The sequence below is a fragment of the Bacteroidota bacterium genome, assembly GCA_035506275.1.
Taxonomy (GTDB): domain Bacteria; phylum Bacteroidota; class Ignavibacteria; order UBA10030; family UBA8401; genus JAGVPT01.
Map to the genome: position 1 here is coordinate 118,093 of DATJPT010000017.1, position 12,739 is coordinate 130,831.

12 protein-coding genes and 1 riboswitch are annotated in these 12,739 nt (G+C 55.0%); of the genes, 7 read left to right on the forward strand and 5 right to left on the reverse strand.

Features of this window, described 5'->3' with window-relative positions:
• Window positions 1-5 precede the first annotated feature (5 nt).
• From VMF88_12270 to VMF88_12280, 3 genes are read right to left on the reverse strand one after another with little or no spacing between them, the layout of a single operon-like run.
• Window positions 6-1,421, reverse strand: a complete 1,416-nt coding sequence (locus VMF88_12270) for a sodium:solute symporter family protein (protein ID HTY11834.1) — start codon at window positions 1,419-1,421, stop codon at window positions 6-8.
• Window positions 1,422-1,455: 34 nt separating this feature from the next.
• Window positions 1,456-2,109: a thiamine diphosphokinase gene (locus VMF88_12275; GenBank protein ID HTY11835.1), complete on the reverse strand. Its 654-nt coding sequence runs from the start codon at window positions 2,107-2,109 to the stop codon at window positions 1,456-1,458.
• Window positions 2,110-2,123: 14 nt separating this feature from the next.
• Window positions 2,124-4,391 carry a TonB-dependent receptor gene (locus tag VMF88_12280; GenBank protein ID HTY11836.1) on the reverse strand — a complete coding sequence of 756 codons (2,268 nt, stop codon included), beginning with the start codon at window positions 4,389-4,391 and terminating at the stop codon, window positions 2,124-2,126.
• 76 nt (window positions 4,392-4,467) lie between these two features.
• Window positions 4,468-4,596, reverse strand: a riboswitch (TPP riboswitch).
• A 103-nt stretch (window positions 4,597-4,699) separates the two neighbouring features.
• Here VMF88_12280 and VMF88_12285 point away from each other — a divergent pair.
• Genes VMF88_12285 through VMF88_12310 form a run of 6 tightly spaced genes read left to right on the forward strand, consistent with a single transcriptional unit; the run spans window position 4,700 to window position 10,010 of the window.
• Window positions 4,700-5,116: a (deoxy)nucleoside triphosphate pyrophosphohydrolase gene (locus VMF88_12285; GenBank protein ID HTY11837.1), complete on the forward strand. Its 417-nt coding sequence runs from the start codon at window positions 4,700-4,702 to the stop codon at window positions 5,114-5,116.
• A 27-nt stretch (window positions 5,117-5,143) separates the two neighbouring features.
• Window positions 5,144-6,043, forward strand: a complete 900-nt coding sequence (locus VMF88_12290) for an A/G-specific adenine glycosylase (GenBank protein HTY11838.1) — start codon at window positions 5,144-5,146, stop codon at window positions 6,041-6,043.
• Window positions 6,028-6,675, forward strand: a complete 648-nt coding sequence (locus VMF88_12295) for an N-glycosylase/DNA lyase (protein ID HTY11839.1) — start codon at window positions 6,028-6,030, stop codon at window positions 6,673-6,675. The genes VMF88_12290 and VMF88_12295 overlap by 16 nt, the downstream gene beginning before the upstream one ends.
• 33 nt (window positions 6,676-6,708) lie before the next feature.
• Window positions 6,709-7,866, forward strand: a complete 1,158-nt coding sequence (locus VMF88_12300) for a saccharopine dehydrogenase C-terminal domain-containing protein (GenBank protein HTY11840.1) — start codon at window positions 6,709-6,711, stop codon at window positions 7,864-7,866.
• Between the two features lie 6 nt (window positions 7,867-7,872).
• Window positions 7,873-8,373, forward strand: coding sequence for a YajQ family cyclic di-GMP-binding protein (locus VMF88_12305; GenBank protein HTY11841.1), 501 nt, complete (start codon window positions 7,873-7,875; stop codon window positions 8,371-8,373).
• Window positions 8,370-10,010 (forward strand): N-acetylmuramoyl-L-alanine amidase, encoded by a 1,641-nt coding sequence (locus VMF88_12310; GenBank protein ID HTY11842.1) that lies wholly within the window; start codon window positions 8,370-8,372, stop codon window positions 10,008-10,010. The genes VMF88_12305 and VMF88_12310 overlap by 4 nt, the downstream gene beginning before the upstream one ends.
• 39 nt (window positions 10,011-10,049) lie before the next feature.
• Here VMF88_12310 and VMF88_12315 read toward each other — a convergent pair whose 3' ends face one another.
• Both VMF88_12315 and VMF88_12320 read right to left on the reverse strand, forming a co-directional pair.
• Window positions 10,050-10,781 (reverse strand): 3-hydroxyacyl-CoA dehydrogenase family protein, encoded by a 732-nt coding sequence (locus VMF88_12315; GenBank protein HTY11843.1) that lies wholly within the window; start codon window positions 10,779-10,781, stop codon window positions 10,050-10,052.
• On the reverse strand, window positions 10,778-11,626 hold the full coding sequence (locus VMF88_12320) for a 3-hydroxyacyl-CoA dehydrogenase NAD-binding domain-containing protein (protein ID HTY11844.1): 849 nt from the start codon (window positions 11,624-11,626) through the stop codon (window positions 10,778-10,780). Before VMF88_12320 ends, VMF88_12315 begins: the two co-directional genes overlap by 4 nt.
• Window positions 11,627-11,788: 162 nt before the next feature.
• Between VMF88_12320 and paaA the strand changes: the two genes are divergently transcribed.
• The gene (gene paaA / locus VMF88_12325) at window positions 11,789-12,736 is read left to right on the forward strand and encodes a 1,2-phenylacetyl-CoA epoxidase subunit PaaA (protein HTY11845.1); all 948 of its coding nucleotides are present in this window, start codon (window positions 11,789-11,791) and stop codon (window positions 12,734-12,736) included.
• The last annotated feature ends 3 nt before the right edge of the window (window positions 12,737-12,739 follow it).

Here is a 12,739-nt window from a genome sequence, read left to right on the forward strand (position 1 = left end):
GGGCGTTACCCCCCTTCCGCCCGCCTGCGCAAAACGGACACCCTCCCCGCCCCCCATATTGCCACCGAAAGAAATAATCCGGGATACATCGGTTCGATGGAGAAGAAATATTCTCCTCCCGCCAGCTGTCCGCAGACCAGCCACACGGTCGATACGCCCCAGCCGGCAAGCATGGCGGCGAAGGCGAACGGCGCCGGAATTTTCAGCGTATCGAAATAGCTCGCCATCAACGGAACCAGCAATCCCGGAATAATCGCCGTACCGATGACGTACCAGAGTTTGACGGCCGAAGGAATCCACAACGCCAGGGCCACGGCAAAGACTGCCGTAACGACAAGCCCGATTTTTGTCCAAAGCGTGACCGCCGCTTCCCGGAGTTCGTTCTTTTCCGCCGACAAGAGGCGCCCGACAATGTCGTTGCCGATCGTCGACGCGCCGATGAACGTAAGGCTGCTCAACGTCGACATGATCGTTGCGAGCATGCCGATGTAGAACACTCCCTTTGCAACCGACGGCAGCGTGATCTCGGCAAGCATCGGGTACGAAAACATCGGCTGCTGAAGATGCGGCAGCGCTGCGCGGGCGTACAGGCCTGCGGTGCTCGTACAGAAATCGAACACGAACCAGCAGAGCGTTGAAAGAATGATCCCCCGCTGCGCGGTCGCGCCGTCCTTAGCGGCGTAGCATCGCTGATGGAACGCCGGATCGACGAGCGTCCAGAGAGCGATGAAGAACCAGACGATGATAAATTGGAGCGAATTGCCCCCGTGCCACGTCAGATGGAGCGGCGGCAAATTCTGCTTAAGAAATTCCAACCCGCCGAATTTGGCGTACGAGAACGGCAATATGATCGCAAAGCCGGCAAACATCAGAATGAACTCGGCGATGTTCGTGTTGACATCCGACCTGAAGCCGCCGACGTACAAATAGCAGACGGTGAGAAACGTGCTGATGAGAACGCTCGCGGTCAGACCGATACCGAAGATCAACTGCACCAGGATCCCGAGCATCAGTGCGTACGGCGCGGGGGAAATAAGAAAAAAGGTGAGGAACGCGCCGAGCAGCGAGGTTTTCGCGTCGTACGCATCGTACAGCTTGTCCGGTATGGTGATGAGGTTCGTCGCCCGCGTCCGTTTTGCCAGGACGAACGCAAAGACAAGGGCAAAAAAATAATACGGGACACCGAAGACAAACCAGTTGGAGATCCCGTACTGGTACGAATATTCGCCGACTCCCAATATTCCGCCGTACCACGTCGAAACAAGCGTAGCGACGAATACCGGCAGCGTCAGAGAACGGCTCGCAAGAAGATACTCTTCGGCCTCCGTCCTTTCCTTGCGCGCCGACCGAACGCCGATATAGACGACGACGGAAAAATAGAGGAGGATGAGCAATATGTCGATGAAGGAGAAAGAAACCAAAGTCAGTCAGCAGCTGGCAATTGACAATGAACAACTAACGATGAGAAAGAGGTTGCTTGTTTTTGACAATAAAGAGCAGCAGGCTTCCATGCTGCACGGTGATGCTTACGGGAGAAGAAACGACGGCATTGCTGGTTCCTTCACGAACGCCTAATTCAAGCGGCTCGTTGCGCAAAGGATATTTAAGTCCCTTTGTCGTTATGCCGCCGCAGCGGCCAAGGGGAAGGAGCGATATGATCGCGCCGATGGGTGAATCAAAAATTATTTTCCGGCCTATGAGATGAATGTCACAGAGGGGATCGGAAAAGACCAGGCGGATCCGTTCACAGTATTTTTTTAGAATGCTGAGATTTGACAACGAGTGATCCGGTCTCCCGCCGGTTGCGCCGACGACAACTGCATCTTGATAGCGGTTTTCAACCAGGTAGTCCAGCGCTTTTTCCAGGTCCGTGCTGTACTGGCTAGGAACGCGGATCGTCTTCACGCGGGAATAATATCTCTTCGTAGCCGGCGAGATCGAATCCAGATCGCCGATAATGACGTCGGGGCGGATTCCGAGTTTTCTCGCCTTGTTGGCCCCTCCGTCAGCGCAGACGATGAACGGCTTCCCGTTCAGCAACGGGCGCATGGCCTTCTTGGGGAGAACCTCACCGTTGCAGATAATAATTGCGCTGCGTTTCTTTTTCATCACATCAGTGAACGTTAGAATTGGACCGCAAGTCCGACCACAAAATTTCGTTCGGCGGCCGGAAAGAACAGATCGCCCGCGCCGGTTTGCGTGTAGAGCGTATTCAACAAGTTACGGATCTCTCCGCGAAGTGTCACGCCGGCGGCCGCAATGGACGGCAGCTTGTACAATGCTTCCAGGTTCAGGACCGTGTAGGCATCGTTCTTATCATCCTCGATTTTGAAGTCGTCGGTATAAAACGCACCGACATACTTGACGGAGAGCGAAGCGGTCAACCGTTCGGATTGATAATTCAGGAAGAGATTCCCCATAACGCCGGGAAATCCCCCGATCGGATTGCCGTCCAATTTTGTCGCGTAGACGGCGCCCGTTGAATCGGTGTTGAGCACCGTCTCCCTGACAATTTTATTGGATGACAGCGACGCGTTGCCGCTCAGCGAGAACGAATACGGCAGCCGCACTGCTCCGTCCACCTCGAAACCGATATGGCGCGTCCGGTCGGCGTTGCCGACGATCGGAATGCCGAACCTGTTGAGCTTGCCGTTCGGGACCAGCTCGTTCGTAAACTCCATCCAGTAGACGTTGACCGTGCCGGTGAGACCGCCCGATCTGTATCCTGCGCCAAGCTCGAAGTCGAGCAGCTGCTCGGGCTTCACGAGCGGCTTGGTATAATCATAGACGGTATCGCCGTTGACCACTTTCGTTTCGAATTGCGGAACGATGGTCGGGTCGTAGGCTGCATTCTCGGCGTCGTAGAGGTTGCTCAACGGAGGTTCGTGGGACGTGTAGGCGACGGAAACATACATGTTCCAGGTATCGGTGATATTATAGTTAACGCCGAATCGGGGGTTGAGAAAATAATACGGGTAGCTGAATGAATTATCCAGGAACTCCTCGTTATAGATTCTGTATTCGTTGAAAGCAAACTGCACGTTCGCCATCAACGATAGATTTTCCTGGATGCGGTAGATGTCGGCGGCGTAGAGGGATGCCATGTATTTTTCCGCGTCGTACTGGTAGAACCGGTAGCTGACGTCGTAGTTCGCCGGAAGGCTGTCGGCCCCGATGATCTGTCCCCAGTGCGTTCCTTTGTGCAATCGGAATTCCGCGCCGATCGTCAGTTCGCCGTTGTCGTGCGTCAACTCATACCGCGGCAGCCATCCCCATTGTGCAAGGTCGATGCCCGCCCGCACGAGCGCGGTCGAGATATCCTGCGTCGGATGAAACCCGTGTGCCTGGTCGATGCGAAACGTCGTCGTGTCGCCGTACTCGTCGAAGTCGAACCATCCGTGCCCTTCGTAGAAGAACAACGTGTTGCTCAGTTTTTGCGTCTCCGAGATTTTCCATTCGTTCAGGATCTCATAGTGCGGCTGGGTGAACTGCTCGTTCTCTTCCGGCTGGCGGATCAACCCTTCGTCGTTGATGTTCATCCTGCGAAGAACGTAACTGCCGTTGTACGATTTCGGCAAGCCGTTGTAGACCAGCTGATCCTGGAGCGGGCCGCCGAAGAAATGGATCCGGGTCGTCGTGTTCTCCCCGAGCAGGAGCGCCCCGAAGAAATACGAATCCAACGTTGCTCCCGCATGCTGCCTGTATCCGTCGGAGTTGATCTCGCCCAGCTTGCCGTAGAGCATATATTTGTTGTCCACCAAACCGGAGTTGAACGAGGCGGAAAGCTTCTTCATCGTCATCGGGAGCGCTTCGCTGCTGTCGCTGTACTGCTGGAAGCCGAACATACTTTCAAACTTCACGTACGGCTTCGGCTCGAATGGGTTGGTGATGACGTTGATCGACCCGCCGATCGCCGGCGGACCGTAGAAGGCGCTCCCCGCGCCGCGCTGCACCTGTACGTTCGATGCGCTCGCGAGAAGGTCCGAAACGTCGAGCCAGTACATGCCGTGGTCCTCGGGGTCGTTCTGCGGGATTCCGTTGATCATCACGGAGAGCCGGGATTGGTCGAAACCGCGCAGGGTGACATAGTTATAGCCGATCCCGTTCCCTCCGTCCGAAAAAGAGATCATCGAGGGAAGCTGGGCGAGCAGCACCGGGACATCCTGCATCGAATATCGTTCCTGGATCAGCCCCTTGCCCAGGTTTGTGAAGGTCACCGGCGTCTCACGCTCTTTTGCTTCGGTCGCCGTGACAAGTACGGGAGCGAGCGTATACTTCACCGTATCCCGCTCCTTCCCATCCTGGGAGAAGAGAAGCTGTGTTCCGGCAAACAACAAGAGCATGATGATCGTTTTTCTGCTCAGGGCAAATATTTCCGATCGGTCGTCCACGATGAAGATCCTCCGCTTGTCTTTTGTGAAATAAAAAAGCCGCTGCTGAAATGGAATGCATCAGCAACGGCTTCAAAATACTATGTCATCGTTTTTCCTACGCTGGCATTATCCAGATCAGGTATATCTATCCCGCGCGAACAGCGGGATCGTTGTAGGGTATATTCTCAGATTCGCCCGAGGCGAAACACCCCTAACGATTTTCAGTTCAAAGAACGAATTCTGTGTTTAATATACGCCGGCGTTGAAGAAAAGTCAACTCCCTCCCGAACATTGTCTTTCATCGACCATCTTTTTATATTCTTCGCATGATAAAAGTCGCGGTCGGGATCATTACGCTCGGTTCACAAATCCTCGTCTGCCAGCGGAAAAAAACTTCGCGGTATCCGCTGAAGTGGGAATTTCCGGGGGGGAAATTCGAGGAAGGAGAATCGGCAGAACAATGCCTCCGGAGAGAGCTCCGCGAAGAACTTTCGATCGAGGCGAATGTCGGGACAGAATTCTTCCGCCAGCAATGGGATTACCCCGATTCCGGTTCATTCGAGGTCTACTACCATCATATCCCTTCATTCTCCGGGACAATGCGCAACAATGTCTTTGAGCAGGTCCGGTGGATCCACAGCGCCGGACTGAACACGGTCGACATGTTGGATGGAAATAAGGAAGTGGTCGAAAAAATAAGAAGCCAGAACGGAACATTCCCGAACGGCACGGCATCCCGTTGATCCGCACATTTTGAGCGAGCGTTCTCTTTGAACCCCCGTTTCCTTCATCCGAAAATTCTTTCCTGGTACAAGAAGAACCGCCGCGGACTCCCCTGGCGAACGACACGAGATCCGTACCGGATTCTCCTCTCGGAGATCATGGCCCAGCAGACTCAAGTGAGCCGGGTCGCCCTCTTCTACTCATCCTGGCTGAAGAAATTTCCTACAATATCACATCTGGCAAAAGCGTCCAAAGCTGACGTTTTGCGCCAATGGTCCGGACTCGGCTACAACAGCCGTGCACTCCGCCTTCATGCTCTTGCAAAGCAGCTGGCCGCTACATCGAAAGGAAGACTACCCCGAACCGTCGAAGAACTTTGCGATCTCCCCGGTGTGGGGAGATACACGGCACATGCCGTTGCCTGCTTCGCGTTCGGCGCTTCCGTTCCGGTGGTCGATGTGAACATCCGGCGCATCTTCAGCCGCGTTTTTTGGAAGGTCCGTTCGTCAACCGACATCAAACCGGAAGATACTGTCTGGTCGATAGCCCAAGCGTATTTGCCCAAAAAAGATGTCGCCGAATGGAACCAGGCGCTTATGGATCTCGGCGCTCTCGTCTGCACGGCGAGAAACCCGCGGTGCGGAACGTGTCCTGTAACAACGGCGTGTAAATCCTCCCACGCCAGAGCTTTTACGAAAAAGACTCCGAGCGTCAAAAAACCGGAGCCGTCCTTCAAAGGAATTCCGAGGCGTATTTACAGAGGGAGAATTTTGAAAGCGCTTCATGAAGAACCGCTGACGCCGCGGCGTCTGGCGGAGCGGGTAGTCCATCAATTCCATCCCGATGATCTGCGATGGCTGACCGAACTGTTGAAAACGATGGAGCGGGAAACCCTGATCGCGATCCGAGGGAACGGGGAAAAGAAGACCGTATGCATCGCTCAATAACCCCCCGGTATAAACCTCTCGATCTTTTGCGGCAGGATCATAAAAAAATCGCGCCGGCAATTCAGCGCCGGCTTGAAGATTTTCGGGCGGTCCCGCCGGAGAAATATTTTTACGAGCTTGTCTATTGTTTCATGACCCCGCAGTCGAGCGCGGTCAATGCGGCGAAGGCGCAAAAAACACTGATGGACCGCGATTTTCAAAATGCCGATATCGACCCCGAACCCCTCCTCCATCAAAAAGAATATTATATCCGTTTCCATAGAACGAAAGCGAAGCTTCTTGTTACGATGAAACAACAGTACGGCGAAATCCTCCGCGCGGTCACAAACGGGGAAACGGCGTTCGAAAAAAGGAAGTGGCTTGCAGAGAATGTGAAAGGGTTAGGCTATAAAGAGGCGACCCATTTTTTGAGGAATGTCGGGCTGAACGACGGTCTCGCAATTCTCGACCGCCACATTCTGAAAAACCTGAAAAGGTTCGGAGCGATCAGGTCGCTTCCCAGAACATTGACAAAAAAGAAATACCTCTCCGTGGAGCGAAGTTTTCAAAAGTTTGCACGCGAGGTCGGCATACCGATCGACGAGCTCGACCTCCTTTTCTGGAGCAGCGAAACCGGAGAGATCCTGAAATAACGCCGACAACGGAATACTTCCTGACCAAAAAATATGCCAACGCGCAAACCGTTTCTTGTGCTCGGGGCCGGGCTAATGGGAAACGCCATCGCCTACGACCTGATCCATTCCTCTCCTCACTATGCCGTGACCCTCGCCGATCTCGACGGCGAACGTGCCCGGCAAACCGCGAGCGCCCTGGACATGGATCGGGCCCATCCTCAGCGAATAGACGTTCGAAATTTTGATGACGTGGTGCGGCTGATGGCGGGGCATTCCGTCGTCATCAGCGCGGTGACCTTCCATCTCAACCTGCTCCTTGCGAAAGCGGCCATCAAAGCCGGGGCCCACTTCTGCGACCTTGGACATGACGACGGCATCATCCAGCAGCAACTCGCCGAGGCCTCGCGCGCGTCGGACGCAAAGATCACCGCCGTCGTCAACTGCGGTCTCGCTCCGGGGCTTGCCGATATTCTTGCGATGCATGCGTTCCGTCAATTCGAAAACGTCGATTCTCTGCAGCTTCGTGTCGGAGGACTGCCGCAGCATCCTCATCCTCCTTTCAACTACCAGCTCGTCTTCTCCGCAGAGGGGCTTGTCGAAGAATATTCGCTCCCCGCCACGATCCTTCGCGGAGGAAAAATCATGACGGTAGAATCGCTCACGGAGGTGGAAGAACTTTCCTTCCCACCTCCATTCCAGAACCTGGAAGCATTCCATACCGGAGGCGGGGCATCCCGCCTCCCTCACCTGTTGGAAGGAAAAGTAGAGTCGCTCGAATATAAGACGATCCGGTATGCCGGCCACTGCGAAAAAATAAAACCGCTGTTTGACATCGGATTTGCTGAAAATACGCCACTGGCGCTAGGGAGCAATCTCGTCACGACGCGCGAATTATTTTTGGAATTGCTTAAAAAACGTCTTACATTTAACGAACCGGACGTCGTGCTGATCCTCGTAACGGCCCGCGGAAAGCAGGGGGGCAAAGAGAGACAGCGTTCGTACCGGGTCATCGACCTGTTCGATGAAAAAAATTCAATGACCGCAATGATGCGCACGACCTCGTTTCCGACGTCCGTTATCGCGCAAATGCTGCTTGACGGGACAATTTCAGAGAAGGGGGTCTTTACGGCAGAAGAGATCGTTCCGGCGGAGCCGCTCATCGCCGAGCTGAAAAAAAGAAACATTATCATCGAGAGCCTCGACAACTAAACCCTGATGGGACAGCAGAATTCATTCGACATCGTTTCGGAAGTCAATATGCAGGAGGTCGACAACGCCCTCAACCAGGCGCGCAAAGAAGTGGCGCAGCGGTATGATCTGAAGGACGCCAAGTCGACGATCGACTTCGATCAAAAAGAAAAAATCGTGACCGTCAGCTCGCTCACCGAATTTACGCTGAAGAGCGTCGTCGACGTGCTGCAGAACAAATTTGTCAAACGGGGAATCCATCTTAAATCGCTGCAGTACGGCGCGGTCGAACAGGCATCCGGCGGGACGGCGCGGCAGAAGATCACGCTTACCGTCGGCATCGACAAGGACAATGCAAAGGCGCTCGTCAAGGTGATCAAAGATTCGAAGCTTAAAGTGCAGGCGCAGATCATGGATGAACAGGTGAGGGTGTCCGGCAAGGACCGGGACGAGCTTCAGGCGGTCATCGCAAAATTGAGGGCGCTTGATTTTCCTCTTCCACTTCAATTCACAAACTACCGGTCATGAACAATCGTACCTTTCGGCATGTGCTGCTGTACGTGGCGGGATGTTTCTTCGTGCTGAACAGTGTCTCCCTGTTCGCCCAGCAGCAGGACAGTTCGAAAATTTTCGTGGTCAAAAACCCGGCAGCATCGAGATACGTCGCGGCGCTGACGATCAACGAGGTGCGGTATATTTCCCTTCCGGACCTTGTCCGCATGTTCGGGTTGAATTATTTCTACAACCCGACGACAAAAAAGATGGAGATCAAACTCAGTTCCGCCGAGATCAAACTCGCGGCTGAGAACGCGTTCATCGTCGTGACCGATTATGCGACGCGAAAGCAGACGCCGCTCCAGCTGTCCGTTCCAACCCACATCGTGGGCGACACACTGTACGCCCCGCTCCTTGCCTTCCTCCCGGTGTTCAATTCGATCTCCAAGACGGAGCTCGCCGTCGACACGGCGCGCGAGATGAGCCTGGCCGGCTTCGATTCGACCGGAGAACTCAGGCATTTCGACGTCAGCAGCGTTTCGGTCGAAAGCAGGAAGAACGGCTACCTCATCCGGATCCACTCATCGGTGAAGGTCAAAGACGCGGACCGATTCATCCGCGATGAGAACTGGCTGTATGTCACTCTGCCGAATGTCAGAGCCGATACCGCCGGGCTCGATACGCTTGCGCCGGGCTCCGTGATCGAACAGGTGCTCGCCGTCCAATCGCAGACCTCCGCGCAGATCGCGTTCAAGCTGCGGAAGAAAGTTTCCTCATCGGAGATCGTTCAGGATGAGACAACGAACGATGTTCTTGTTTCCGTTCAAACCGCGACCCCGCCGTCGAAGAAAGAACTCGCCGCCGAGCGAAAACGTCAGCAGGAAGAGGCGAAGAAAAAAGAGGGCGAGCAGCAGGACAAGCTTCAGACGCAGCTCGACACCCAGCGAAAAAAGTGGAAGCTTGACGTCATCGTCCTCGACGCCGGACACGGCGGAAACGACCCCGGCACGCTCGGAACGATCGGAACCCGCGAAAAGGACATCACCCTCGGCATCGTCCTGAAGCTGGGCAAGCTGATCGATGAGAAGCTTCCCGAGGTCAAAGTAGTGTACACGCGGAAGACCGATAGGTTCGTCGAGTTGTATCGGCGCGGGCAGATCGCGAACGAGAACCAGGGAAAATTGTTCATCAGTATCCACTGCAATTCCCTGGAGCAAAAACCGTCCGCGACCAACGGCTTCGAAATCTATCTGCTGCGTCCCGGCAAGACCGACGACGCCATCAAGATCGCACAGAAGGAAAATGCGGTCGTCCGCTTGGAGCAGGATTTCCAAGACCGATATCAGGACATCACGGATGAAAATTTTATCATCCTCACGATGGCGCAGAGCGCGTACGTCCGGCAGAGCGAACAGTTCGCCTCCTTCCTCGAGGAGGAAATGGGGAAAAAACTCTCGGAGGCGGGCCATGGAGTGAAGCAAGCGGGATTTTACGTGCTGGTCGGCGCGTCGATGCCGAACGTGCTGGTCGAGACCGGGTACCTTTCGAACAGAAAAGATGAAATGTTCCTTCGAAGCCCGAGCGGCCAGCAAGTCGTGGCAGAATCGATCCTGAACGCCATTCGGCTGTACAAAGAGGCCTACGAGAAGACACTGAAGGAAGGAAGTTAGAATCTTTCCCGCGGCCCCGACCGCATCAACGTTACGATCTCATTTTCCCCAGAACTTTCCTGTTGCCGCGATTTCTTTCAGCAAGGGGCAGACGCGATAGCGTTCTTCGCCGAGATCGGCGTGAAGCGCGTCGAGCGCCGCGCACACCTGCGTAAAGCCGATTTTCTCCCCCCATTCGATCGGACCCGAAGGGTAATTCATCCCCAGCTTCATTGCCGTATCGACCGCTTCCGGCAGCGCGACATCCTGCTGCACCGCAAACATCGCCTCGTTGATGATCTGGCAGAGGATCCTCGGCAGCACCATTCCGACTCGATCCTGCACAACCGCTATTTCTTTATTGACCGACGCGAAGAATCGGCGCGCGACATCGACCGAGGCTTCGCTCGTAAATGCCGAAGGAGAAACCTCGACGAGGGTGTTCTTCACTAATGTCGGAAGAGCTGCGATGCCGACAAGGCGATGGTTCCTGATGATCCACCGCGCCTGATCGAGCACGGAGACATTGACCGACGAGCTGAGAATCGCCGTGGTCTCCGGCAGCGACCTGTCCAGCATCTCGAGATTTTTTCTTTTCTGAGCAAGGTCGATATTGCTCAGTTCGAGGGCAATGGATATTTTCCCGGAGACCGGCCTCAGGTTTTTGATGCTGCCGGGGGGGACAACCGCATATTTTGCTGCCGCAGCAATTTCGGAGAACTCGGCAACGAGCGGGTCATCCCCGACAATAAGGACCGAAAGCTGATTTTTTGGTGCGACCGGCGTCTTCAATAGTTATAGAAACCTTTTCCTGATTTCTTGCCGAGTTTCCCCGCGTCGACCATCTGCCGTTGAATCGGATGCGGACGGTATCGCGGATCGTTGAAAAATTGTTCGTAGACAGACTGTGTGACGGCAAGGTTCACATCGATCCCGATCAGGTCCATCAACTCAAACGGCCCCATCGAAAAGCCCCCTTCCCCTTTGACGATGCGGTCGATCTCTTCCACCGAGGCGATCCCTTCTCCCAGGATCCTGAGCGCTTCGCCGTAGAACGGGCGCGCCACGCGGTTCGCGATAAAGCCGGGGGTGTCTTTCACGCGCACACATGTCTTTCCGAGTTTTTCGCCGAATTCGATCGCGCGCTGCATCGTTTCATCCGATGTTTGAGCCCCCTGCACGACTTCGACGAGCTTCATCAGGTGAACGGGGTTGAAAAAATGCAGTCCGACAACCCTCTCGCTCCTTTTCACTCCCGAAGCGATCGCCGTCACCGAGAGTGATGAAGTGTTCGTCGCAAGGAGGGTTTCGGCTTTGACGTCCGCGTCAAGGTGCCGGAACAGGTCTTTCTTTATGCGAAGGTCCTCGAGGACCGCTTCGATGATGACATCGCAGTGGCTCAGGTCGGAGAGCTTGGTCCGGGGATGAATGCGTGAGAGGGCATCGCTCATTTCTTCCTGCGAGAGTTGTTGCCTCTCGACGCTTTTCTTCATCCCGGCAGCGATGCGGGCAATGCCGTTATGAATGACCGTCTCATTGATATCGTAGAGAGCAACGTTGAACTTGCTGAGCGCGGCAACGCGGGCGATGCCAGTCCCCATTGTGCCCGCACCGACGATGCCAACCGAGTAGATCATGGCCGATGGACCTTCGATGAGAATGTAGAAGAATTCACTGACTTCCAGAGCCTGCGGGACAATAATACTTAAACGCTTCAATAAAGGCAACGGCAACTTGTTTTTGAAAATCCAATTAAGTAGCTTCGTGCAAGAGCCACCCCCAACAAAAGCCCCCAGATTATGCCCGACTCAGCCGAGGCCGGCGAACGGCTTAAACATTTCGAAGAACGCATCGCCCGCGGAGAAAAGATCGAGCCGAAAGACTGGATGCCGGATCGGTACCGTCAGCAGCTCGTTCGCATGATCTCGCAGCATGCGCACTCTGAAATCGTCGGCATGCTGCCGGAGGGAAACTGGATCACCCGGGCTCCGACCCTGCGGCGAAAAATGGCCTTGCTCGCGAAAGTGCAGGATGAAGCAGGCCACGGACTCTACCTCTACTGTGCGGCAGAAACGCTGGGCGTCAGCCGCCGAGAAATGATCGAGGCGCTGCTTGCCGGCAAGGCAAAGTACTCCCACATTTTCAACTACCCGACCCTCTCGTGGGCCGACATCGGCGTGATCGGCTGGTTCGTCGACGGCGCCGCGATCGTAAACCAGACGATGCTGGCAAAATGTTCCTACGGCCCGTACTCCCGCGCAAACCTGCGCATCTGCAAAGAAGAGAATTTCCATAAGAGGCAAGGATATGAAATCGTCGTTACGCTCTCTTCGGGTACGCCGGAGCAGAAAGCAATGGTGCAGGAGGCGGTGAACCGCTGGTGGTGGCCCTCATTGATGATGTTCGGTCCCCCCGACGGGGAATCCCCCAACAGCGCCGAGCTCCTGCGATGGAAAATAAAGCTGCATGGCAACGACGAGCTGCGGCAGCGGTTTGTCGACATCACGGTCCCCCAGGCGAAAGCCGCCAACATCAGCCTTCCCGACCCGGAGCTACGGTTTGACGAGCAGAAAGGCGCATGGCATTTCGGTAAAATCGATTGGAGCGAATTTTACGAAGTGATCCGCGGCAACGGCCCGTGCAACAAAGAACGGATGAGCGCCCGCAGAAATGCCGATGCAAACGGGGCGTGGGTGCGGGAGGCGGCAGAGGCTTACGCTAAGAAGCAATCAGGCTCACCCATTTAATAA